Annotated in this window: 25 protein-coding genes and 1 tRNA gene; 23 read left to right on the top strand and 3 right to left on the bottom strand. The window is 67.0% G+C overall.

All coding sequences use genetic code 11. The features are described from left to right. Window positions 1-111 precede the first annotated feature (111 nt). Both ACYVE7_RS01760 and ACYVE7_RS01755 read left to right on the top strand, forming a co-directional pair. The gene (locus ACYVE7_RS01760; protein ID WP_460362560.1) at window positions 112-693 is read left to right on the top strand and encodes a TMEM165/GDT1 family protein; all 582 of its coding nucleotides are present in this window, start codon (window positions 112-114) and stop codon (window positions 691-693) included. A gap of 75 nt (window positions 694-768) precedes the next feature. Next, window positions 769-1,449, top strand: coding sequence for a GntR family transcriptional regulator (locus ACYVE7_RS01755; RefSeq protein WP_460362558.1), 681 nt, complete (start codon window positions 769-771; stop codon window positions 1,447-1,449). Here the strand turns inward: ACYVE7_RS01755 and ACYVE7_RS01750 are convergent. Beyond that, window positions 1,446-2,471, bottom strand: coding sequence for an adenosine deaminase (locus ACYVE7_RS01750; protein WP_460362556.1), 1,026 nt, complete (start codon window positions 2,469-2,471; stop codon window positions 1,446-1,448). The genes ACYVE7_RS01755 and ACYVE7_RS01750 overlap by 4 nt on opposite strands. A gap of 133 nt (window positions 2,472-2,604) precedes the next feature. Here ACYVE7_RS01750 and ACYVE7_RS01745 point away from each other — a divergent pair, with 133 nt between their 5' ends. From ACYVE7_RS01745 to ACYVE7_RS01645, 21 genes are all read left to right on the top strand, one after another. Beyond that, window positions 2,605-3,090: a SigE family RNA polymerase sigma factor gene (locus tag ACYVE7_RS01745; protein WP_460362554.1), complete on the top strand. Its 486-nt coding sequence runs from the start codon at window positions 2,605-2,607 to the stop codon at window positions 3,088-3,090. Next, window positions 3,087-3,680, top strand: a complete 594-nt coding sequence (locus ACYVE7_RS01740) for a hypothetical protein (protein WP_460362552.1) — start codon at window positions 3,087-3,089, stop codon at window positions 3,678-3,680. Before ACYVE7_RS01745 ends, ACYVE7_RS01740 begins: the two co-directional genes overlap by 4 nt. 97 nt (window positions 3,681-3,777) lie before the next feature. After that, window positions 3,778-3,850: transfer RNA gene (locus tag ACYVE7_RS01735), tRNA-Trp, on the top strand. A 115-nt stretch (window positions 3,851-3,965) separates the two neighbouring features. Then, on the top strand, window positions 3,966-4,211 hold the full coding sequence (secE, locus tag ACYVE7_RS01730) for a preprotein translocase subunit SecE (RefSeq protein ID WP_460362551.1): 246 nt from the start codon (window positions 3,966-3,968) through the stop codon (window positions 4,209-4,211). 56 nt (window positions 4,212-4,267) lie between these two features. Continuing rightward, window positions 4,268-5,122, top strand: coding sequence for a transcription termination/antitermination protein NusG (gene nusG / locus ACYVE7_RS01725; protein WP_460362550.1), 855 nt, complete (start codon window positions 4,268-4,270; stop codon window positions 5,120-5,122). A 153-nt stretch (window positions 5,123-5,275) separates the two neighbouring features. Further along, window positions 5,276-5,707: a 50S ribosomal protein L11 gene (gene rplK / locus ACYVE7_RS01720; RefSeq protein ID WP_460362549.1), complete on the top strand. Its 432-nt coding sequence runs from the start codon at window positions 5,276-5,278 to the stop codon at window positions 5,705-5,707. An 88-nt stretch (window positions 5,708-5,795) separates the two neighbouring features. Further along, a complete protein-coding gene (gene rplA, locus ACYVE7_RS01715) occupies window positions 5,796-6,512 on the top strand; it encodes a 50S ribosomal protein L1 (RefSeq protein ID WP_460362547.1) in 717 nt (238 codons plus the stop codon). 150 nt (window positions 6,513-6,662) lie between these two features. After that, the gene (locus ACYVE7_RS01710) at window positions 6,663-7,472 is read left to right on the top strand and encodes an LppX_LprAFG lipoprotein (RefSeq protein WP_460362545.1); all 810 of its coding nucleotides are present in this window, start codon (window positions 6,663-6,665) and stop codon (window positions 7,470-7,472) included. 260 nt (window positions 7,473-7,732) lie between these two features. Then, a complete protein-coding gene (rplJ, locus tag ACYVE7_RS01705) occupies window positions 7,733-8,296 on the top strand; it encodes a 50S ribosomal protein L10 (RefSeq protein ID WP_460362543.1) in 564 nt (187 codons plus the stop codon). A 72-nt stretch (window positions 8,297-8,368) separates the two neighbouring features. After that, window positions 8,369-8,758 carry a 50S ribosomal protein L7/L12 gene (gene rplL / locus ACYVE7_RS01700; protein ID WP_460362541.1) on the top strand — a complete coding sequence of 130 codons (390 nt, stop codon included), beginning with the start codon at window positions 8,369-8,371 and terminating at the stop codon, window positions 8,756-8,758. 428 nt (window positions 8,759-9,186) lie between these two features. Next, complete coding sequence (locus tag ACYVE7_RS01695) at window positions 9,187-10,203, top strand: ABC transporter ATP-binding protein (RefSeq protein WP_460362540.1); 1,017 nt, start codon at window positions 9,187-9,189, stop codon at window positions 10,201-10,203. Further along, entirely contained in the window at window positions 10,200-11,024 is an 825-nt protein-coding gene (locus ACYVE7_RS01690) for an MlaE family ABC transporter permease (RefSeq protein ID WP_460362539.1), read from the top strand. The genes ACYVE7_RS01695 and ACYVE7_RS01690 overlap by 4 nt, the downstream gene beginning before the upstream one ends. Beyond that, window positions 11,024-11,842 (top strand): MlaE family ABC transporter permease, encoded by an 819-nt coding sequence (locus ACYVE7_RS01685; protein WP_460362538.1) that lies wholly within the window; start codon window positions 11,024-11,026, stop codon window positions 11,840-11,842. The genes ACYVE7_RS01690 and ACYVE7_RS01685 overlap by 1 nt, the downstream gene beginning before the upstream one ends. Window positions 11,843-11,847: 5 nt before the next feature. Then, window positions 11,848-13,122 carry an MCE family protein gene (locus tag ACYVE7_RS01680; protein ID WP_460362537.1) on the top strand — a complete coding sequence of 425 codons (1,275 nt, stop codon included), beginning with the start codon at window positions 11,848-11,850 and terminating at the stop codon, window positions 13,120-13,122. Next, the gene (locus tag ACYVE7_RS01675) at window positions 13,119-14,168 is read left to right on the top strand and encodes an MCE family protein (RefSeq protein ID WP_460362535.1); all 1,050 of its coding nucleotides are present in this window, start codon (window positions 13,119-13,121) and stop codon (window positions 14,166-14,168) included. The genes ACYVE7_RS01680 and ACYVE7_RS01675 overlap by 4 nt, the downstream gene beginning before the upstream one ends. Further along, window positions 14,165-15,205: an MCE family protein gene (locus tag ACYVE7_RS01670; protein ID WP_460362534.1), complete on the top strand. Its 1,041-nt coding sequence runs from the start codon at window positions 14,165-14,167 to the stop codon at window positions 15,203-15,205. Before ACYVE7_RS01675 ends, ACYVE7_RS01670 begins: the two co-directional genes overlap by 4 nt. 8 nt (window positions 15,206-15,213) lie before the next feature. After that, on the top strand, window positions 15,214-16,452 hold the full coding sequence (locus tag ACYVE7_RS01665) for an MCE family protein (RefSeq protein ID WP_460362533.1): 1,239 nt from the start codon (window positions 15,214-15,216) through the stop codon (window positions 16,450-16,452). Continuing rightward, on the top strand, window positions 16,449-17,642 hold the full coding sequence (locus tag ACYVE7_RS01660; protein WP_460362532.1) for an MCE family protein: 1,194 nt from the start codon (window positions 16,449-16,451) through the stop codon (window positions 17,640-17,642). The genes ACYVE7_RS01665 and ACYVE7_RS01660 overlap by 4 nt, the downstream gene beginning before the upstream one ends. After that, window positions 17,639-19,027 (top strand): MCE family protein, encoded by a 1,389-nt coding sequence (locus ACYVE7_RS01655; RefSeq protein ID WP_460362531.1) that lies wholly within the window; start codon window positions 17,639-17,641, stop codon window positions 19,025-19,027. The genes ACYVE7_RS01660 and ACYVE7_RS01655 overlap by 4 nt, the downstream gene beginning before the upstream one ends. Then, entirely contained in the window at window positions 19,024-19,521 is a 498-nt protein-coding gene (locus ACYVE7_RS01650) for a hypothetical protein (RefSeq protein WP_460362530.1), read from the top strand. Before ACYVE7_RS01655 ends, ACYVE7_RS01650 begins: the two co-directional genes overlap by 4 nt. Then, the gene (locus ACYVE7_RS01645; RefSeq protein ID WP_460362529.1) at window positions 19,518-20,339 is read left to right on the top strand and encodes a hypothetical protein; all 822 of its coding nucleotides are present in this window, start codon (window positions 19,518-19,520) and stop codon (window positions 20,337-20,339) included. The genes ACYVE7_RS01650 and ACYVE7_RS01645 overlap by 4 nt, the downstream gene beginning before the upstream one ends. 71 nt (window positions 20,340-20,410) lie before the next feature. Here the strand turns inward: ACYVE7_RS01645 and ACYVE7_RS01640 are convergent, their stop codons facing one another. Both ACYVE7_RS01640 and ACYVE7_RS01635 read right to left on the bottom strand, forming a co-directional pair. After that, window positions 20,411-21,091, bottom strand: coding sequence for an NADPH-dependent F420 reductase (locus tag ACYVE7_RS01640; RefSeq protein WP_460362528.1), 681 nt, complete (start codon window positions 21,089-21,091; stop codon window positions 20,411-20,413). Between the two features lie 148 nt (window positions 21,092-21,239). After that, on the bottom strand, window positions 21,240-21,857 hold the full coding sequence (locus ACYVE7_RS01635; protein ID WP_460362527.1) for a class I SAM-dependent DNA methyltransferase: 618 nt from the start codon (window positions 21,855-21,857) through the stop codon (window positions 21,240-21,242). Window positions 21,858-22,039: the final 182 nt, after the last annotated feature.

The following is a 22,039-nucleotide window of genomic DNA, read 5'->3' as shown; positions in this document are numbered from 1 at the left end:
GCCGGCGAACCAGCCAACACTGGTGGGCGAGACCTTCGGCCTGGTGACAATGTCGCCGGGCCGAGGTCGCGATTTCCCCGCCCTTCGCTCGGCGCGAGCGAAAGGGCACTCGTGCAAGCGTTCCTTCTGAGCACCGCGGTGATCTTCATCGCCGAGCTCGGCGACAAAAGCCAGCTCATGGCCATGACGTTCGCCACCCGGTTCACGATCCGCCAGGTGCTGATCGGGATCACCGCCGCGACCGCCCTCGTCCACCTGGCCAGCGTCGCCCTCGGCGCGCTCGTCGGCGCCGCGCTCCCCACCCGGCCGATCAACATCCTCGCCGGGCTCGCCTTCTTCGGCTTCGCCGCCTGGACGATGCGCGGCGACTCCCTCGACGACGAGGAGCAGAACAAGGCTGCCAAGGCCACCGGCTCGGCGATCCTCGCCGTCGGCGGCGCGTTCTTCCTCGCCGAACTCGGCGACAAGACCATGCTCGCCACCGTCACCCTCGCCGCCCAGGACACCGGCTGGTGGAACTGGACCGGCATCTGGCTCGGCTCCACCATCGGCATGGTCGCCGCCGACGCCCTCGCCATCGTCGTCGGCGGTCTGCTCGCCAGGAAGCTGCCCGACCGAGTGATCCAGATCGGCGCGGCGGCCAGCTTCGCCATTTTCGGCGCGCTGCTCCTCTTCGAAGGCATCACCGGTTGAATTTCCTCACCCTGACCGTGTTCCGAAAGTGCGGACCAGCGCGCAATATGGAACACACGGCTCGGTGAGGCGGTTATGGGGTTGACGGTTCCACGGGCAGGGCTGGGGCTAAGGCCCCAGCTCAGCGATGAGGTGGCGGCTCGAATACGTGAACAAATCATGTACGGGCAGGTCCGGCCCGGACAATTCCTACGGCTCGAACGGCTCGCCGCTGAATTCGGTATCAGTGTCACGCCCGTACGCGAAGCACTCCAGTCACTGCGCAGCGAGGGCTTCGTCGAACTCGAACCACGGCGCGGCTTCGTCGTCGCCGAGCTGTCCCGGCAGGACATCGACGACCTGTTCTGGATCCAGGCGCTGATCAGCCAGGAGCTGTCCGCGCGGGCCTGCCGCCAGCTCACCCCCGCCCTGCTCGCCGAACTGGAAGAGATCCACGCCCGGATGGTCGGGGCCGTCGCCGCCCGCTCCTTCGAACTGGTCGAAGACCACAACGACCGGTTCCACCGCGTCGTCCACCAGGCGGGGGCGTCCCGGAAACTGGCGTGGGTGCTGGGGGCCGTCACCCGCTACTTCCCCAGCGGGTTCTACGCCCGGATCCCGGGCTGGCCGGAGGCGTCCGCGCAGGGCCACACCGCGATGATGGAGGCGTTCCGGCAGGGCGACCCGCAGGCCGCGGCCGCCGCCACCCGGATGCACGTCGTCCGCGCCGGCGACCTGCTCATGGAGCATCTGGAACGTCAGGGCCTCTGGAACTAAGCGAGGGGGGCGGCCAGCCAGTCGTCGACGCCCTCCAGGAGGCGCTTCTGGACGTCGGAGGGGGCCGCCGAGCCGGTGATCGAACCGCGGGCCAGGTCGGCCAGTTCGGAGTCGGTGAAGCCGTGCTCGGTGCGGGCGATCTCGTACTGGGTGCCGAGCCGGGAGCCGAACAGCAGCGGGTCGTCCGCGCCCAGCGCCATCCGGACGCCCGCGTCGAACAGCCGCCGCACCGGCACCTCCGCCGGATCGTCGAACACCCCCAGCGAGACGTTCGACGCCGGGCACACCTCCAGGGTCACGCCGCTCGCCGCGATCCTGTCCACAAGGTGTGGATCCTCGATCGACCTGACGCCGTGCCCGATCCGGTCCGCCTGCAGCAGATCGAGGCACGGCCGCACCGCCTCGGGCCCCTGCAGCTCGCCGCCGTGCGGAGTCGACAGCAGCCCGCCCCGCTTCGCGATCCGGAACGCGCCCTCGAACTCGTACGGACGTCCGCGCCGCTCGTCGTTGGACAGCCCGAACCCCACCACGCCCCGGTCCCGGTACTGGACGGCCAGCCGCGCCAGCGACTTGGCGTCGAGCGGATGCCGGGTCCGGTTCGCCGCGATGATCACCCCGATGCCGACCCCGGTCTTGCGTGACGCGTCGTGCACCGCGTCCAGCACCAGTTCCACGGTCGGCGTCAACCCGCCGAACTTCGCGGCGTAACCGGACGGATCCACCTGGATCTCCAGCCACCCCGACCCTTCGGACGCCTCGTCCTCTGCGGTCTCCCGCACCAGCCGCCGCAGGTCGTCCTCTTCGCGCAGCACGGACCGCGCGATGTCGTACAGCCGCTGAAACCTGAACCACCCCCGCTCGTCGGTCGCCTTGAGTTGCGGCGGCCACTCCCCGGCGAGCGCCCCGGGCAGATGCTGCCCGTACTTCGCCGCCAGGTCGACCAGGGTGCTGTGGCGCATGGACCCCGTGAAATGCAGATGCAGATGCGCCTTGGGAAGCCGTGAAACGGCACGGAGCTCCATCGCCCAATCCTGCCCGATCCCCCCCAACCGACACGCCGACCACCCCCGACAACCACCCGTAAGAACTACCCTCCCTCCGGGCAACCTCCCGCACGGGCCACGTGTATGAGCAGGTGAAAGAGAGGAACTCCCCTTGGACGACGACTTCGAGGCCTTCGTCACAGCACGCGGCTCCGCCCTCCTCCGCACGGCCGTCCTGCTGTCGGCGGGCTCCCGCCACGACGCAGAGGACACCCTCCAGACCGCTCTGGAGAAGGCATACCGGCACTGGCGCCGCATCGACGGCGATCCCGAGCCCTACGTGCGGCGCATCCTCGTCAACCTGACGATCAACCGGACCCGAAGGTTCCGGATCCTCCGCGAGTTCAGCTTCGCCGACCCTCCCGACCCTCCCGACCGCCCCGGCGACGGCCCGGACGTCCCGCTCCGCACCACCCTCCTCGCCGAGCTCCGCACCCTCCCGCCCCGCCAGCGGGCCGTCCTCGTCCTCCGCTACTGGGAGGACCTGTCGGAGGCCGAGACCGCCGCGCTTCTCGGCTGTGCTGTCGGCACCGTCAAGTCCCAGGCCGCCAAGGGCCTCGCCAAACTCCGTGCCCGCACCCTGGAGGACGTCCGATGACCGAGCAGCAGTTCCGCGACGCCCTCCGGGCCGAAGTCGCCGACCTCACCGCCTCGCCCGCGCTTCTCGAAGGAATCGCCATAAAACGCCGCCGCAGGATAGTCCGGAACCGGGCCTTCGCCGCGACCGCCGCGGCCCTGGTGGTCATCGGCGGGGTGCCCCTCGCCCTCGACGGCGGCGGGGAGAAGCCCGCTCCACCTGCGGCGACCGCCACCGCGGCCGTTGTGCCGAGCCCGGCAGCGGACATCCATGTGGGCAGCGAGGCGACCTATGACGGCAAGGATGCCGATCTGCTCTGGGAGTCGAAAGATGAACAGATTCCGGTTGCCGACGCTCCCTTCGGTGTGGACTATCCGGCTGAGCCCGGGACTTACTTCCTCGCCGCGACCTGCGACGCGGAGCGCTCCGACTACAAGATCGTGCTGGAGCTGCGCGCTCCCGGCGCGAAACCGGTCGTCAAGACCATCAGGCCGAACAAGGGCATCGCCTTCGAGATCACCGCGTTGAAGCGGGGGGTGGTGAGCGCCGTCGCCCGGCCGGTGGGGGAGGGGCGGGCCGCCATCACGTGGCGGCTGTACAGGGACAAATAGGGTGATGGGGGTATCCGGTTCGACGTATGGGGCTGGGGGACGTATGCTTCTGGTCCTAGCGGAGCATGACGCCTCAGGCGGCGCGCCCTGCTGGTGAAGGGCAATGGCTCAATTGGTAGAGCTCCGGTCTCCAAAACCGGCGGTTGGGGGTTCGAGTCCCTCTTGCCCTGCGGAGCAGCGTCTCGTTCCTAATCCACGGGACCACGCATACAGTGGACGCGAGCACGGCGCCGGCCCAGCCCGCCGTGTCGGATTGATCGCAAACCGATTCCGAGCGAGGGTGACATGGCGACTGAGACGCGCGACGCCGCGACCGAGGACAAGGGCAAGCCTGCCAAGCGCAAGCGCACCAGCCCTGCCCTGTTCATCCGTCAGGTCGTAGGCGAACTGCGCAAGGTCATCTGGCCGACGCGCAAGGAGCTCATCAACTACACGATGATCTCGATGGCCTTCGTCCTGGTCATGATCGGTATCGTGTCTCTGCTCGACTGGGGTCTGTCGAAGGGTATTTTCGCGCTCTTCGCCGACTAGGCTGAGTCTCAGCGCGTCACCTTTCCACCACAGACTTCAGAAAGAGAGTCACTGCCGTGTCCGAGTACTCGCAGTTCCACGATGAGCTCCCCGAGGAGTCGCTGGTGGAGGGAGTGGCGGGCACGCCGGCCGAATCGAAGATCGAGGACCTCGAGCAGATCGAGGGCATCGAAGGCCTGGAAGTCGTCGGCGACGAAGCCGCCGAGACCGACGAAGAGTTCGAGAAGGCCGACGAGGGTCTCGAAGCCGTCGAAGACGCGGACATCGAAGACGCTGAAGAGGCCGAGGCCGACGCCGTCGAACTCCCGGTCGGCGACCCGTACGAGGACTTCAAGCGCGAACTGCGGATGCAGCCGGGCGACTGGTACGTGATCCACTCCTACGCGGGCTACGAGAACCGGGTCAAGAGCAACATCGAGACCCGGACGACGACCCTCAACATGGAAGACTTCATCTTCCAGATCGAGGTGCCCCAGCAGGAGGTCACCGAGATCAAGAACGGCAAGCGCCAGAAGGTCAACGAGAAGGTCCTGCCGGGCTACATCCTGGTGCGCATGGACCTGACCGACGAGTCCTGGGGCGCCGTCCGCAACACCCCGGGCGTCACCGGCTTCGTCGGCCTGTCGAACAAGCCGTCGCCGCTGAGCCTGGACGAGGTCGCGAAGCTGCTGGCCCCCGAGCCCGCCGAAGTTCCCGGCGCGCCTGCCGGCAAGTCCTCCTCGTCGAAGTCCGTCGCCACCGTCGACTTCGAGGTCGGCGAGTCGGTCACCGTCATGGACGGCCCGTTCGCCACCCTCCCCGCCACGGTCAACGAGATCAACCTCGACACCCAGAAGCTCAAGGTGCTCGTCTCGATCTTCGGCCGCGAGACCCCGGTCGAGCTCTCGTTCAACCAGGTCACGAAGATCTGACCTTCGGGTAGACTGACTCAGTCTCGGCCCCCGCTGTCTCTGACACCGGGGGCTTTATACCGGGCTCCAACATCCAGGTTCACGTTCCGACCATGATGTTGCCTGCGCAGCAGGAGCCGGAGCCACAGCACAACGGAACGAAAGGACGGCGTCATGCCTCCGAAGAAAAAGAAAATTAGCGCGATCGTCAAGGTCCAGCTCAAGGCCGGTGCCGCGACCCCCGCGCCGCCCGTCGGTACCGCTCTCGGTCCGCACGGCGTCAACATCATGGACTTCTGCAAGCAGTACAACGCTGCTACCGAAGCCCAGCGCGGCAGCGTGATCCCCGTTGAGATCACCATCTACGAAGACCGCTCGTTCACGTTCGTCACCAAGACGCCCCCGGCGCCGAAGATGATCCTGAGCGCCGCCGGCCTCGACAAGGGCTCCTCGAACCCGCTCAAGACCAAGGTCGGCTCGATCACCGAGGCGCAGGTCCGCGAGATCGCCGAGTTCAAGATGAAGGACCTCAACGCCAACGACATCGAGGCCGCCGCGAAGATCATCGCCGGCACCGCCCGTTCCATGGGCATCGAGGTCAAGTAGTCCCGCTCCAGGCGTGAGCCTGGTGTTTCCACCAGTGGTAGGGCCCGCGCGGTCCGTCAAGCCACGAACTCCCGGAAAGGGGAGCAGCATGAAGCGCAGCAAGGGTTACCGCAACGCCCAGGCGAAGATCAACGACGACGAGCTGTACTCGCCGCTCGCCGCCGTCCGTCTCGCCAAGGAGACCACGGTCACCAAGTTCGACCCGACCGTCGAGGTGAACACCCGCCTCGGTGTCGACCCGCGTAAGGCCGACCAGATGGTCCGCGGCACCGTCAACCTGCCGCACGGCACCGGTAAGACCGCCCGCGTGGCCGTCATCGCCGGTGGCGCGAAGGCCGACGAGGCCCGTGAGGCCGGCGCCGACATCGTCGGTGCGGACGACCTGATCGAGCAGATCGCCGGCGGAATGCTGGACTTCGACTCGGTCGTGGCGACCCCGGACATGATGGGCAAGGTCGGTCGTCTGGGCCGCGTGCTCGGTCCGCGTGGTCTCATGCCGAACCCGAAGACCGGCACGGTCACGATGGACGTCGCGAAGGCGATCACCGAGATCAAGGGCGGCAAGATCGAGTTCCGCGTGGACCGTCACGCGAACCTCCACTTCATCATCGGCAAGGCCTCGTTCACCGAGCGTCAGCTGGTGGAGAACTACGCCGCCGCTCTCGAAGAGGTGCTGCGTCTCAAGCCGTCCGCGGCGAAGGGTCGCTACATCAAGAAGATCACCGTCACCTCGACGATGGCCCCCGGCATCCCCGTGGACCCGTCGGTGACCCGCGGCTTCACCGCGGAGATCGACGAGGCCTGAGGGTCGCGCTAGTGCTTTAGCACCGCAGTACGGAGCCCCATCCCGATCTTCGGGGTGGGGCTTTCGTACGTCTCAGGTCTAACCCTTAGGGGTGAGGTTGGTCCCGACGAGGGATGTGTGCACCTTAGAGTGCATTGCACACTCGGAGGCATGATGAAGAAGCTCGCCACCGGCGCAGTGGCCGGTACCGCCCTCGCCCTGGCCCTCACCGCTTGCGGCGGGCAGGGCGCGAACAACCCCAAGACCGTGAACCTGAGCGCCAACCAGGCGTTGACGGAGTCCGTCAGCAAGACCGAGGACGTGAAGTCGTTCGGTGCGGAGCTGACGGTCGGCGGCGGCGCGACCGTGCACGGCGTCGGCAGGTTCCAGATCAAGCCCGAGGTGGCGCTGAGCGTCGACCTCGACCAGATCTCTCTCGGTGGCCTGAACATCGGGACGGGCGGCACGAAGGTGTTGCTGGTCGGCCAGAACGTCTATGTGTCGAACAAGCAGCTCAACCAGTTCACCGGCGGCACCAAGCCGTGGATCAAGGTGGATCTGGGGACGGTCGGCAGTGCCGTCGGCTTCAACCCGCAGGACATCCTGAAGCAGGTCACCCAGGCCAACCCGGCCGACCTGGCGAAGATCGTCTCTCAGTCGACCGATGTGGCCAAGGTCGGCGAGGAGAAGATCGACGGCGTGCAGACCACCCACTACAAGGGCACGGTCGACGTCCAGAAGGCGCTCAAGGAGCTCGCCCCCGACCTGAAGGTGAAGGCCGAGGAGCTGGCTAAGGGCGCCGAGTCGCTGTCGTTCGACTACTGGCTGGACGGCGACCAGCTTCCGCGCAAGGTCACCGCCCACGCGACGTCCACGGAGAACAAGTCCTACGACGTGACCGTGGTCTTCCGCGACTACAACACGAAGGTCTCCGTCGCCGCCCCGCCGGCCGACCAGACCAGCGACTTCAAGCTCCCGTAGTAAGCGGGAACACCCTCGGGAAGAGGCGGCGGGACGCTCGATTTGGCGTCCGCCGCCTCTTGACGTACTCTGGCTCTTGCCGAAGACCGCCGGTCGCTGCCTGCTAGGGCAGCCGAAGGTTCCTGGACCGCTCAGGGCGACCCGCGCATGGTGCGAAGATAGATCAAGATCTCTTGTGACGTCCCGTGCGCCTGCGCCGGGACGTTTTGTGTGTTTCAGGGCTCTTCGGTGCATCGGCGGAGACATTTGGAAGGAGTCCCATGGCGAGGGCGGACAAGGGCGCGACAGTCGCCGAGCTCAAGAATGAATTCGAGAGCTCCAACGGCGCTGTCCTGACCGAGTACCGCGGGCTCACCGTGGCGCAGCTCAAGGAGCTCCGTCGCGGCCTCGGTGACACGACGAAGTTCGCGGTCGTGAAGAACACGCTGACCAAGATCGCCGCGAAGGACGCGGGCGTCAACGGACTGGACGAGCTTCTCGTCGGTCCGTCCGCCATCGCGTTCGTCAAGGGCGATGTGGTCGAGGCCGCCAAGGGCCTGCGTGACTTCGCGAAGGCGAACCCGCTGCTCGTGATCAAGGGCGGCTTCATCGACGGTAAGCCGATGAACGCCGACGAGATCAAGAAGCTGGCCGACCTGGAGTCGCGCGAGGTTCTGCTCGCGAAGCTCGCGGGTGCGATGAAGGCGTCGATGAGCAACGCTGCGGCGACGTTCAACGCGCTTCCCACGCAGATGGCGCAGCTCGCCGAGGCTCTGCGCGCCAAGCGCGCCGAGGGTGGAGAGACCGTCGCGGAAGTCGTCACCGAGGAGGCTGCGGCCGAGTAATCGGCTTCAGCTCACCCCCGTGGTCGTAAGACACACAAGTACTTAAGCAAGCCTGTTCTGGAGGAACACATCATGGCGAAGCTCAGCACCGAAGAGCTGCTGGACACCTTCAAGGAGATGACTCTCCTCGAGCTCTCCGACTTCGTGAAGCTCTTCGAGGAGACCTTCGACGTCAAGGCCGCCGCTCCGGCTGCCGTCTTCGCCGGTGGCCCGGTCGGCGGCGGCGCCGCCGCTGAGGCCCCCGAGGAGAAGGACGAGTTCGACGTCATCCTCGAGTCCGCCGGCGACAAGAAGATCCAGGTCATCAAGGAGGTCCGCACCCTGACCTCCCTCGGCCTCAAGGAGGCCAAGGACCTGGTCGACGGCGCTCCGAAGCCGCTCCTGGAGAAGGTCAACAAGGAGGCCGCGGACAAGGCCAAGGCTGCCCTCGAGGCCGCCGGCGCCACGGTGTCCGTCAAGTAAGTAGCTCTGTTTCGGTTCTGTAACGAACCGATCGGCTCTTCGCAACGGCCGGTCACCCCGGAAACGGGGTGACCGGCCGTTCGCATTCCCCCATGCCGAACAATCGCCGGACCGTTTTTGTCACGTCACTGACAAGACGGGAAACGATCTTTGTTGCGGCCGGTGGACCGCTCGGGCCCTGCACTTGAGCAGGGAAACCGCAGCCCAGTAGGCTCTCCTGTGACATAAGTAACGATTGCCTTACAGCGTCGCTTTTGTGCCTACAACTTAGTCTCAGACCCTTCCTTTTTGCGAAAAGGTCACTAAGTTAGTGGAACCCGCCAGATTGCTACTGGCCGGTAGTCACGAGGCCGACGCGCTGAGTGACGTAGGAACTTCTACTCGCTCATGGATCCGGATATCCCCCCCGGCTGGACGAGAGGTGACGAGTGGGCGTCGAAATCAGGGTCGAAGGACTGACCAAGCGCTTCGGCCGACAGACCATTTGGGAAGACGTCTCATTGACGCTTCCCGCAGGTGAGATCAGCGTCCTGCTGGGCCCCTCCGGAACCGGCAAGTCCGTGTTCCTGAAGACCCTCGTCGGCCTGCTCAAGCCCGAACGAGGCAACGTCTGGATCGGTGACCGCAACCTGCCGCAGCTGCCCGAGAACCTGCTGTACGAGACCCGGAAGCTGTTCGGGGTCCTGTTCCAGGACGGCGCGCTGTTCGGCTCGATGAACCTCTTCGACAACATCGCGTTCCCCCTGCGCGAGCACACGAAGAAGTCCGAGTCCGAGGTCAAGCGGATCGTGATGGAGAAGATGGACATGGTCGGCCTCATCGGGGCCGAGGGCAAGCTGCCCGGCGAGATCTCGGGCGGTATGCGCAAGCGTGCCGGCCTGGCTCGCGCCCTGGTCCTCGACCCCGAGATCATCCTGTTCGACGAGCCGGACTCCGGCCTGGACCCGGTCCGCACCGCGTACCTGAACCAGCTCATCGTCGACCTGAACGCGCAGATCGGCGCGACGTTCCTGATCGTCACGCACGACATCAACACCGCCAGGACCGTCCCGGACAACATCGGGCTGCTCTTCCGCCGTGAACTGGTCATGTTCGGCCAGCGGGAGATGCTCCTGTCGTCCGAGGAGCCCGTGGTCCGCCAGTTCCTCAACGCCCGCCGCGTCGGCCCCATCGGCATGTCCGAGGAGAAGGACGTCAGCGAGCTCGAGGCCGAGGCCGCCGCCGGTAACGACCCGGGCAAGCTCCCCCCGATCCCCCCGCAGCTCATGCCGTCTTCCGGCCTGATCCGCCCGACCCAGCACGCGCCCGGTTCGTGGCTGCGCGCCCACGGTGTCACCCCGCCGCCCGGTTCGTTCATCGACGACCTGGGCCGCAACTGGGTGGAAGAGTGGCCGCGTTACGTCGCTTCCGTCAACGCGGCATCCGCCGGAGGCTACCAGCGATGACATCCCGACCCGGCGCAGGCGCACACCCCGGCCGCCTGCGCCCCGTCGCCGATGGTGCCGTCAACCTCCTGATCAAGGAGCCCGGCCGTTTCTTCGGCCTGTGTCTCGACGTGTTCCGGGCCATGTTCCAGTGGCCTTTCCAGTGGCGCGAGTTCATTCAGCAGGCGTGGTTCATCGTCGGTGTGACGGTGGTCCCGACCGCTCTGGTGGCGATTCCGTTCGGCGCCGTCCTGTCCCTCCAGATGGGCGGCCTCATCCGCCAGCTCGGCGCGCAGTCCTACATCGGCGCGACGAGCGTCGTGGCGATCGTCCGCGAGGCTTCGCCGATCGTGACGGCGCTGCTGATCGCCGGTGCGGCGGGCAGCGCGATGTGCGCCGACATCGGCGCGCGGAAGATCCGTGAAGAGATCGACGCCATGGAGGTGCTGGGCATCAACCCGCTGCACCGCCTGGTCGTCCCGCGGATGCTGGCCTGCGCGTTCATCGGGCTGTTCCTGAACGGCCTGGTGTCGGTCGTCGGCATCGTCGGCGGTTATGTCTTCAACGTGATGCTGCAGGGCGGCACTCCGGGCGCCTACCTGTCGAGCTTCAGTGGCATGGCCCAGCTTCCCGACCTCTACCAGGCGGAGGCGAAGGCGTTCGTCTTCGGTCTGACCGCCGGTCTGGTCGCGGCCTACAAGGGCCTCAACGCGAAGGGCGGCCCGAAGGGCGTGGGCGACGCGGTGAACCAGACCGTCGTCATTACCTTCATGCTGCTCTTCCTGGAGAACTTCTTGATCAGCGCGCTGTACCTGCAGCTCGTCCCGGCGAAGGGCATGTGATGGCGCCGCTCTACCGCAAGCCCATCGACAGTCTCGACGACCTGGGCCGTCAGCTCTCCTTCTACGCGCGTGCGTTCGCCTGGTTCTTCCGGGCGATGACCCGCTACCGGACCGAGGTCCTGCGGCTGCTCGCCGAGGTGACCCTCGGGACGGGCGGTCTGGCGGTCGTCGGCGGTTCCGCCGCGATCGTCGGCTTCATGACGTTCTTCACCGGTACCGAGGTCGGTCTCCAGGGCTACCAGGCCCTGAACCAGATCGGTTCGGAGGCGTTCACCGGGTTCATCTCGTCGTACTTCAACACCCGTGAGCTCGCCCCGCTGGTGAGCGCGCTGGCGCTGTCGGCGACGGTCGGTTGCGGTTTCACCGCGCAGCTCGGCGCGATGCGGATCTCGGATGAGATCGACGCGCTGGAGGTCATGGCCGTCCCGTCGCTGCCGTTCCTCGTCTCGACCCGCCTGGTGGCGGGCATGATCGCGGTCATTCCGCTGTACGTGATCGGCCTGCTGGCCTCCTACGTGGCGACCCGGATCATGGTGACGACGTTCTTCGGCCAGTCCGCCGGTACGTATGACCACTACTTCAATCTGTTCCTGTCGCCGTACGACATCCTGTGGTCGTTCGGCAAGGTGATCATCTTCGCGGTGATCGTCATGCTGATCCACTGCTACTACGGCTTCAACGCCTCCGGCGGCCCCGCCGGGGTGGGCATCGCCGTCGGCCGTGCGGTGCGGACCTCCATCGTGACCGTCAACGTCCTGGACCTGATGCTCGGCATCGCCATCTGGGGCGCGACCACGAGCGTCAGAGTGGCGGGGTAGCGAAAATGCCAGAGAAGATCCGGAACCGCGTCTCCGGCGTGTCGTTCCTCATCGTGTGCGCGTTGCTGTTCGTCCTCTGCATCGCCTTCTACAACCGGGCGTTCTCGGACGTCGTGAAGATCAAGTACACCGCTGACCGGGCGGGGCTCCAGTTGCTGCCCCACTCGGACGTCAAGATCCGCGGCCTGATCATCGGCGAGGTCAAGTCCATCAGGTCGGCGCCCGACGGCAGCGCCGTCATGGAGCTGGCGATCCAGAAGGACAAGGCAGGGCACGTCCCGTCGAACGCGACGGGCCGGCTGCTCCCCAAGACCCTGTTCGGTGAGAAGTACATCGATCTGTCGGTCTCGGCGCAGCCCGCGGCCCCGATCAAGAACGGCTCGGTGCTGACGCAGGACAAGTCGGCGGTGTCGGTCGAGATCGACCAGGTGCTGAACGACATCATGCCGCTGCTGGAGGCGGTCGAGCCGGCGAAGCTGAACGCGACGCTCAACGCCGTCGCCACGGCGCTCGACGGCCGGGGTGACCAGCTCGGCGAGACCGCGGAGCAGCTCGACACCCTGCTCGCCAAGGTCAACCCGAACCTGAAGACGTTCCTGTACGACCTGAAGGCCCTCGGTGACGTGTCGGACGTGTACGCGGCCGCCACTCCCGACCTGATGCGCGTGCTGCGGAACCTCAACTTCACCAGCGGGACCATCGTGGAGAAGCGTGCCGCGATCGAGGAGCTGATCCCGAGCGTGACCCAGGTGGCCGACAAGGGCACCCGGTTCATGAACGACAACAGCAGCAAGATCATCGGCATCAACATCTCCTGGAAGGCGCCGCTCAAGGTGCTGGCCAAGTACTCGGTGTCGTTCCCCTGCGTGATGTCCGGTCTGGACACCCTCAGCAAGAACAACAACGACGCGGTCGGTGCGGGCAAGCGTCCGTCCAGCAACCTGTGGATCGAGATCGTGAAGCCGCGGCCCGGCTACAAGTACCCGCTCAACAAGCCCGAGGCCCGCGACTACCGCAACCCGCGCTGCTACGGCCTGCCCAACCCCAAGGTGCCGTTCGACGACTGGCTGGCCCTGGACGGCAACGAGGACGACATCTGGTGGAAGAAGAACCGCGAGGTCTCGAACCTGTTCGTGACCCCCGGCCCCGGACAGTCCCAGAACGACGTGATCAAGGCCGTGGTCGCCCCCACCCTGGACATGGAAGCCGATGACGTGCCCGACTTCGCGACCCTGCTGTTCGGTCCGCTGGCCACGGGAGGGGTGGTGAACGTCCAGTGAGCGAGAACCGCAGAACCGTCGTCGACGGCCTCAAGCTGACCGCGTTCGTCGCCTTCACCTCGCTGATCACGGGCATTCTCGCCGTGACCATCGCCAACCACCGGTTCGGCCCGTCCACCGACTACAAGGCGATCTTCGTCGACTCCTCGGGCCTGCTCAAGGGCGACGAGGTGCGCGTCGCGGGCGTCCGGATCGGGCAGGTCAACGAGATCAAGCTGGCCCCCAACGGCACCCAGGCGGAAGTCCACTTCTCGCTGGAGCGGTCGGGTCCGTTCAGCGGCGGCGTGCCCGCCTCGACCCTCGCCCAGGTCCGGTACCGCAACCTCATCGGGCAGCGGTACCTGTCGCTGACGCAGGGCCCCGGCACCTCCGGTGAGGTGCTGTCGGGCAACGGGACCATCCCGGTCGAGCACACCGAGCCGGCCCTCGACCTCACCGCCCTGTTCAACGGCTTCCGGCCGCTGTTCCAGGCGCTGAACCCCGAGGACGTCAACAAGCTGTCGTTCGAGATCGTCAAGGTGCTCCAGGGTGAGGGCGGCACGATCAACTCGCTGCTCACGCATGTGGCGTCGCTGACCAACACCCTCGCCGACCGCGACGAGGTCATCGGCCGTGTCATCACCAACCTCAGTGAGGTGCTCGGCACCATCTCCGACCGCACCGACCAGACGAACACGCTGCTCAAGGAGCTGTCGGGTTTCGTGTCGGGGGTCGCGGACGACCGCAAGGCCATCATGGACTCGCTGTCGTCGCTGAACACCCTGACCGGCGTCACCGCCGACCTGCTGAAGCAGGCCCGCCCGTCGATCCAGACCGACATCGACGGCCTGAACACCCTGACCAGGACCCTCGCCGACAACGACGCGGTGCTGGACAAGTCGTTCAAGAACATGCGGAGCCGGCTGGAGAAGCTGAACCGGACCACCTCCTACGGTTCCTGGTTCAACTACTACCTCTGCAGCATGGACGCGCGGATCGTGCTGCCCGGCGCGCCGGCCTACTTCACGCCGAAGATCGTGAACGACAACGCGAGGTGCAAGCAGTGAGGATCCCGTTCCGAGAGAAGAACCCCACGGTCCTCGGCCTGGTCTCGCTCGGCTCGATCGCCCTGGGCGTCGCGCTGGCGTTGAACCTCGACAGCCTTCCGCTGGTCGGCGGCGGCACCACCTACCACGCGGAGTTCGCCGAGGCGGCGGGTCTGCGCGATGGCGAGGAGGTGCGGATCGCGGGCGTCAAGGTCGGCAAGGTGACCGGGCTCGACCTGGAGGGCGACCACGTGCGGGTCGACTTCAAGATCAACGACGGGGTGAAGATCGGCAACGCCACCCGCGTCGAGATCAAGATCAAGACCCTGCTGGGCTCGCACTACCTCGACGTCCATCCGCGCGGCCCCGAGAAGCAGCGGCCGTCCCTGGCCATCCCGCGCTCCCGCACCACCACGCCCTACGAGGTCGTCCCCGCGATCGCCGATCTGTCGAAGAACCTCACGCAGATCGACGACAAGCAGCTCGCGACCGCCTTCGACACCATGTCGGAGACGTTCAAGAACTCGCCCGAGGAGATCAAGGCCTCGCTCCAGGGCCTCCAGCGGCTGTCGAAGACGATCTCCTCGCGGGACGACGAGCTCGCGCAGCTCATCACCCGCGCCAAGGACGTCACCGGGGTGCTGGCCGACCGCAAGGACGACTTCCTGAAGGTCGTCCAGCGGGGCGACCAGATCCTCCAGGCCGTCCAGGCGCGCCGCGACACGATCCACCAGCTCCTGCTCAACACCTACGCGGTGTCCCAGCAGATCAACGCGGTGATCGACGAGAACGACGACGAGCTCAAGCCGCTGCTCAAGAACCTGCAGACCGTCTCGGCGCTCCTGTTGAGGAACAAGGAGACGCTCGACCGCAACCTCCAGCTGATGGCGGTCTACGGCCGGCAGTTCACCGACGCGACCGGCAGCGGCCGCTGGTTCGACAGCTACATCCAGAACTTCATCCCCATCCCCGCCAGCATCGGCCCGGCGTCCAAGGACAAGAAGCCGAAGAACAACGACAAGAAGAATTCCAACGACCCGCTCCCGCTGCTCCCGTGAGGCCCGCTGTGAGAACCCTCTTGCGTGTCGCGGTGCCGTTCCTGGTGGTGGTGGTCGCCGTCGCAGCCGTCGTGCTGTTCTGGCCGAGCGCACCCCAGAACAAGATCACCGCTTATTTCTCGAACACGGTCGGCCTCTACCCCGGGGCCGACGTCAGGATCCTCGGCATCCCCGTCGGAAAAGTCGACAGCATCCAGCCCGCGGGCGAGACCGTCAAGGTCGAGATGTCCTACGACCGGAAGCGGAAGATCCCGGCGGACGCCCAGGCCGTCATCGTCGCCCAGTCGCTGGTCTCCGACCGGTTCGTGCAGATCACCCCGGTCTACACCGGGGGAGCGGTGCTCGCGAAGTCGGCGACCTTCGACATCCGCCGCACCGCGGTGCCCGTCGAGGTCGACGAGGTCGCCCAGAGCCTGAACGACCTGAACAAGGCGCTCGGCCCCGACGGAGCCAACAAGGACGGCGCGCTGTCCCGCTTCCTCGAGGTCGGCGCCGCCAACCTCGAAGGCAACGGCGACGACCTGCGCAAGACCATCTCCGCCTCGGCCGACGTCCTGTCGACCCTGTCGGAGAACCGGCAGGACATCACCGCCTCCATCAACAACCTCGAGGCGCTGACCAAGGTCCTGGCCGACAACGACGGCGACGTCCGGCGGTTCACCGACCATCTGTCGTCGGTGTCGACCCAGCTCAACGGCGAGAAGGAGGAGCTCAGCCAGGCGCTGCAGATCCTCGGCCCGACGCTGCAGAAGGTCACCAAGTTCGTCAAGGAGAACAAGGGCAGCATCTCCAAGAGCACCGCCGACCTGGCGGCCGCGACGGCGGTGCTGGTCAAGCAGAAGGAAGCGCTCGGCGACTTCCTCGGGACCGCGCCGCTGGGCATCGCCAACATGGCGCGCGCCTACGACCCGATCTCCGGGACCCTGCACACGCGCACCAACTTCCTCCAGTTCAAGAACCCCGCGGACTGGATCTGCTCGCTGGCCTACTCCCTCGGCAGCCCGCCCCAGGACTGCCTGAAGACCCTCGCGCCGATCGCGGGCGGCCTCGGCTTCGACCTGAAGTTCGACCTGTCGTGGATCACCGCGCTGACCACCACCTACAACCCGCACCCCGTGCCCTGCGACGCCTACGCGCCGAACGACAAGCGCAAGCCGGCCAAGTGCAAGGGCGTCAAGACCGGCCAGGCGGGCGGCAAGCCCGACCAGACGCTCGGCGGGTTGCTCCCGGACGGAGGAGGCCAGTGAAGAAGCGGCTAGCTCTCGCCACCGCCGCGGTACTCGCGGTGTCGGGCTGCTCGTTCGACGGGGTCTCCTCGATCCCGCTGCCCGGCGGCCCCGACCTGGGATCGCACCCGTACGAGGTGCACATCCAGTTCGCGAACGTCCTCGACCTGGTGCCCCAGGCGACCGTCAAGGTCAACGACGTGTCCGTCGGCCGGATCGAGGAGATCAAGCTGGACGGCTGGCGCGCCGACGTCACCGTCAAGCTGAACGGGTCGGTCAAACTGCCCGACAACGCCACCGCCACCATCGCCCAGACCTCACTTCTGGGTGAGAAGTATGTTGCGCTGAAGCCACCGGCTTCCGGAGCGAGCGGTGAGCTCTCAGGCGGCGACCTCATCCCGATCGAGGCGACCAAGCAGAACACCGAGGTCGAAGAGGTCCTGTCGGCGCTGTCGATGCTCCTCAACGGCGGCGGCATCGAGCAGATCTCCACGATCACCCGGGAGCTCAACGCGGCGATGTCCGGCCGCGAGGAGACGATCAAGTCGGTGCTCAAGCGGGTCGACAAGTTCGTCACCGTGATCGACAAGCAGAAGTACGTCATCACCGACGCCCTCGACAAGATCGACAAGCTGATGGTGAAGCTCGAGGCGGAGAAGGGCACGATCGCCGACACGCTCGAGCAGACCGCGCCGGCCGTGTCGATCCTCCGCCAGAACCGCGCCGACCTCACCAAGATGCTGGTCGGGCTCTCCAAGTTCGGCGACATCACCTCCAGCACGATCACGAAGTCCAAGAAGGACTTCCTGGCCAACCTGAAGGCGCTCCAGCCGGTCCTGAAGAACATCAACAAGAGCGGTGACCTGGTGCCGAAGAACATCGGCAACCTGCTGACGTTCCCGTTCCCCGACGACTTCGCCAACACCGTCCGCGGTGACTTCGCGAACATGAACATGACGGTCTCGCTCGACATGAACGAGATCATGCACAACCTGCTCACCGGCACCTCGGCCGACAAGTCACTCGCCAAGTCGCTGTCCAAGCAGGCCGCCGCGCTGCGCAACCTCATCGCGCCGCCCGGCACCTCCCTCACCCAGCAGCCGCCGGGCGTGCTCGGCGTCGGCGACGGCAGCGGCCCGGGCACCTCGATCCTCCCGACGGTCGGGATGACCGACCCGTCGCTCGACGCACTCCTGGGAGGCACGTCGTGATCCTCAAGCCGGGCGTCAAAGTCCAGTTGCTCGTGTTCCTGATCATCACGGTGCTGGGCGTCGGGTACACCGCCTACCGGTACATCGGGGTCGGTCAGCAGTTGCTGAACAACAGCTACACGGCCTACGTCGAGCTGCCGGACTCCGGCGGCGCGTTCACCAACTCCGAGGTCACCTACCGCGGCGTCACCATCGGCAAGGTCGGGCCGATCAAGCTCACCGACACCGGGGTCCGGATCGAGCTGCTGCTCAAGAAGGACCACAAGGTGCCCGCCGACACCCTCGCGGTCGTCGCCAACCGGTCCGCGGTCGGCGAGCAGTACGTCGACCTGCAGCCGCGCAGCGACAAGGCGCCCTACCTGTCCGACGGTCCCGCCCACACGATCCCGGCGACCGACACCCGCATCCCGGTGCGCGTGTCCGAGCTGCTGGTCAACCTGGACAACACCGTCGCGTCGGTCAACCCGAAGAACCTCAAGACCATCGTCGACGAGCTCGACAAGGCGTTCAAGGGCACCGGCTCGGACCTGCAGTCGATCCTCGACGACAGCGGCCGGATCATCAAGGAGATGGACCAGAACTACGCGACCACCGAGGACCTGCTGGACAACAGCAAGGTTGTGCTGACCACCCAGCGCGACAAGGGCACCGCCATCCAGAACTTCGCGCGGCAGCTCGCCTCGTTCACCGACCAGATCCGCAAGGACGACGCCGCCATCCGCAAGGACATCGACGTCACCGTCCCCGCCGTGGACCAGGCCGACGACCTCATCGACCGGCTCGCGCCCGACCTGCCCGTCCTGCTCGCCAACCTCACCTCCACCGGCCAGGTCATCACCCGGTACGAGGACGGCCTGCGGACCCTGCTCCTGCTGTTTCCCGCCGCGCTCGGCGGCGGCCCGACGATCCTGCCGGGCGACGGCTACCAGCACATGGGCCTGGTGCTCAACGGCGACACCCCGGCGCCGTGCACCAAGGGCTACGAGAAGACCAAGAAGCGCTGGCCCCAGTTCACGCAGGAGACCCCCGCCCGTCTCGACATCGGCTGCACCGACCCGGACAAGAACATCGCGGTCCGCGGCGCGAAGAACGCGCCGAAGCCGCGTCCGGCTCCGATCCTGCCGCCCGGCGCCCTCGACGGAGCGGGCGAACCCCCCGCCGCGTCCGTCGTCAGGAACGTCTCGGACGAGGACTCCGACGACGACCAGCGCAAGCCGTACCAGACGCAAACGTCCAAGTCGGTCTATGTGACCGGCTACGATCCGACCACCGGAAAGTACGTCGGACCGGACGGAAAGACGTATGTCGTCGGTTCGACCGGCGGTCAGAAGAGCCTCTTGGGGGATGAATCGTGGAAGTGGCTGCTCCTCGGCCCGCTGTCATGAGGCGCGTCGCCGCGCAATGGCGCTGGGGGGTGACGGCCCTGCTGGTCGTCGCCCTGCTCGTCGCCGGCGCGCTGCTCGTCCCGCCCGCCCAGAAGGCCTGGTCCGCCTCGTCCGACATGGACCGGCGGAACGAGGCCCTCACGGCCGCACGGCAGGTCGCGCTCAACATGGTGACCATGAACTACGACACCGTCGACGCCGACGTGCAGCGCGTGCTGTCCGGCGCGACGGGCGGGTTCAAGGACCAGTGGGGCGGCGAGACCAAGAACCTCGCCGACCAGCTCACCAAGAACCAGTCGAAGTCGAGCGGATCGGTGCTCAGCGCCGGAGTGGTCTCGCTCGACGAGGACTCCGCCGAGGTCATCGTGGCCGTCACCTCCGTGGTGACCACCCCTCAGGTGCCCAACGGAGCCGCCCGGAACATGCGGTTCCGGATGAGCCTCGTCAAGGAACACGGCAAGTGGCTCGTGTCGGACTTTGCGATGGTGCAGTGAACCTCTTCAAGAAGTCCTCGTCCGCGATCGCCGAGATCGAGACCGAGGAAGACGCCACCGTCATCGAGCCCGTCGAGGGCCAGCTCAGCCTCGACGACCTCGACGGCACGCCCACCACCTCCGACGAGGAGGTCGAGGACCAGCTCGCGCTGGACGTCGACCTGCCGGAGGACGAGACGGTCGCCGACGAGCCGGAGAAGACCCCGGCCAAGGCGCCCGCGGCCAAGAAGAAGATCTCCACGGCCAAACCCGCCGCAGCCAAGCCCGCCGCCGCCAAGCCCGCCACGGACAAGCCCGCCACGGACAAGCCCGCCACGGACAAGCCCGCCACGGACAAGCCCGCCGGCGGTCCGCCGCTCTGGGTGATGATCACCCTGGGTCTGGTGGCCGCGGCGCTGCTCGGCGGCGCGTTCTTCCTGCGGGCCGAGACCGACGGCAAGTACTCCGAGAAGGAGCTCGACTCGGCGAGCCGGGCGGCCGTCAACGCCGCGCAGGACATCTCCTCCTGGGACTACCGGACCATCGAGTCCGACACCAAGAACGTCCTGAAGGAGACCACCGGCGACTTCCGGGCCGCCTACGAGAAGAGCGCCGCCAAGCTCCTCGCGCAGGCCCCCGAGCAGGAGGCCGTCGTGCTGGGCACCGCCAGCAAGGCCGGGGTCGAGTCGGCCGACGAGAACGGCGTGCGGGTCCTGGTGTTCCTCAACCAGTCCACCAACCGCAAGGGCGCGGAGCCCTCGACCGACCTGCACCGGCTCCGGCTGACCATGGTCGAGTCGGGCGGCTCCTGGCTGGTCTCCAAGCTGGAAGTGCTCTGACCGCTTTCCCTTCGAGTTTCCCTTCGAGGAACGGCACCGGTCTCCCCCGACCGGTGCCGTTCTTCTTTTTCCTAACGCACCAGCTTCAGATTGAAGTGGGAAGTCCCCGTCGCCTGCATGATCCGCAGCCAGAGGGGGAGCAGCATCTCGGTGCCCCTGGCCGTCGACAGATCCCCGAGATCGACGACGTCCCGGTGGCCGATCTCGGTGAGCAGCCCCGCGACGGCCTTCTTGGCGCCGGCGTCGTCCCCCGACACGAAGATCGTGTGATCGCCGTCCGCCAGGGTCTCCGGATGGACCATCAGATCGGCCGTCATCGTGTTGAACGTCTTGACGACCAGCGCGTCGGGGAACGCCGCCTGGATCCGCTCGGCGAGCGAGTCGGTGTCCTTGACGAACAGGGTGGGCGGGAACCCCTGCGAGAAGTCCAGCGGATTGGTGACGTCAATGAGGATCTTGCCCGCCAGGTTCCCCGCTCCCGCCCCCTCCAGGGTCTGCAGCGTGGTCTGCCCGGACGAGGCGTTGACGACGATCTCAGCCCCGGCCGCCGCCTCGGCGAGGGTCGCCACCCCGATCCGCCCGTGCCGCGCCGCCCAGACCCCGAACCCCTCCTGGCCCTGCTGATCGGGCTCCGTCCTGGCCAGGGTCGCCGCGACGTCCCGCGTCCCGACCGTCACGGTGTGGCCGAGTTCGGCGAACCGCCCCGCCAACGCCCGTCCGACCCCGCCGGTCCCCAACACGGCAATCCGCATGATCTTCTCCTAGCGAGTACGCACTGATGAACGGCTCGAACAACCCCGCCGAACCGCTCGGTATTTCCCCTTCCGCCCGCCGATTCTGATCAAGTCACGCCTTCTGATCAAGCCACGCCTGATCAAGCAACGCCGCGAACCCGTGGGCCTACTCCCGCCGCGCCAGGATGTGCCCGTCAAGGAATCCCGGTCGTCCGCCGCCTTCACCGACGAACCGCGCGACGGGGGCCAGCCCCGCCTCGCCGAGCATCCTTCCCACAATTCCCGCGGGCCATGCGAACGCGGGCGCCACTTGATGCGCGAATTCCAGCGGCCCGTCGCCCTCGATCGCGAAGAAGCTGACCAGGGTGTGCCGGCCGGGTGCCAGCACCCGGGCGAACTCGGTGAAGATCGCGGGCACCTCGGCCACCGGCGTGTGGATCACCGAGTACCGGGCGAGCAGCCCGCCGAGCGCCCCGTCGGCGACGGGCAGCGCCCCCAGTTCGCCCCGGACGAAGGTCAGTTCCGGCCACGCCCGCCGGGCGAGCTCCACCATCTCGGCGGAGGCGTCAAGCCCGAACGCGTCCACCCCGAGCGTGCGCAGCAGCCCCGTCACATGCCCGGGCCCGCACCCCACGTCGGCGACGGGCCCCCGGGTGAGCTCGGCGAAGGCGCCCAGCATGGCCCGCGCGAACGGCTCGTCCTCCAGCGCGTTCCCGAACCGCTCCGCATAGAGCTCCGCGACACCGTCGTAGGCCGCCGCGACCCGCCGTGTATGGTCCCCCACGCCACAGCAATCTAGCCCTGCCACCACCCCCGCAGGAACCCTCTTCTCCACGCTCCAGGCGTCCGCGTACGCGGCGTAGCCGGTGAGGGTCGGGCGAGCCTTCCGGTAGGTCCGGTTCGTCCGTTGAGGTCAAGATCTTGCCAAGGCGGGGCAGGTGTGGGCAACGTCAAGATCGTTTGGTG

Source organism: Actinocorallia lasiicapitis, from assembly GCF_054778695.1.
The sequence above is the reverse complement of the archived record's forward strand: the minus strand, read 5'-3'. Positions and strand labels throughout refer to the sequence as shown.

Bases quoted from the DNA above. Each gene is read 5' to 3' on its own strand.
- ACYVE7_RS01740 (WP_460362552.1), top strand. From the start codon at position 3,087: ATGACCGAGCAGCAGTTCCGCGACGCCCTCCGGGCCGAAGTCGCCGAC.
- rplK (WP_460362549.1), top strand. From the start codon at position 5,276: ATGCCTCCGAAGAAAAAGAAAATTAGCGCGATCGTCAAGGTCCAGCTC.
- ACYVE7_RS01640 (WP_460362528.1), bottom strand. From the start codon at position 21,091: ATGCGGATTGCCGTGTTGGGGACCGGCGGGGTCGGACGGGCGTTGGCG.
- ACYVE7_RS01710 (WP_460362545.1), top strand. From the start codon at position 6,663: ATGATGAAGAAGCTCGCCACCGGCGCAGTGGCCGGTACCGCCCTCGCC.
- ACYVE7_RS01750 (WP_460362556.1), bottom strand. From the start codon at position 2,471: ATGGAGCTCCGTGCCGTTTCACGGCTTCCCAAGGCGCATCTGCATCTG.
- ACYVE7_RS01680 (WP_460362537.1), top strand. From the start codon at position 11,848: ATGCCAGAGAAGATCCGGAACCGCGTCTCCGGCGTGTCGTTCCTCATC.
- ACYVE7_RS01690 (WP_460362539.1), top strand. From the start codon at position 10,200: ATGACATCCCGACCCGGCGCAGGCGCACACCCCGGCCGCCTGCGCCCC.
- rplJ (WP_460362543.1), top strand. From the start codon at position 7,733: ATGGCGAGGGCGGACAAGGGCGCGACAGTCGCCGAGCTCAAGAATGAA.
- ACYVE7_RS01685 (WP_460362538.1), top strand. From the start codon at position 11,024: ATGGCGCCGCTCTACCGCAAGCCCATCGACAGTCTCGACGACCTGGGC.
- rplL (WP_460362541.1), top strand. From the start codon at position 8,369: ATGGCGAAGCTCAGCACCGAAGAGCTGCTGGACACCTTCAAGGAGATG.
- ACYVE7_RS01650 (WP_460362530.1), top strand. From the start codon at position 19,024: ATGAGGCGCGTCGCCGCGCAATGGCGCTGGGGGGTGACGGCCCTGCTG.
- rplA (WP_460362547.1), top strand. From the start codon at position 5,796: ATGAAGCGCAGCAAGGGTTACCGCAACGCCCAGGCGAAGATCAACGAC.
- secE (WP_460362551.1), top strand. From the start codon at position 3,966: ATGGCGACTGAGACGCGCGACGCCGCGACCGAGGACAAGGGCAAGCCT.
- ACYVE7_RS01755 (WP_460362558.1), top strand. From the start codon at position 769: ATGGGGTTGACGGTTCCACGGGCAGGGCTGGGGCTAAGGCCCCAGCTC.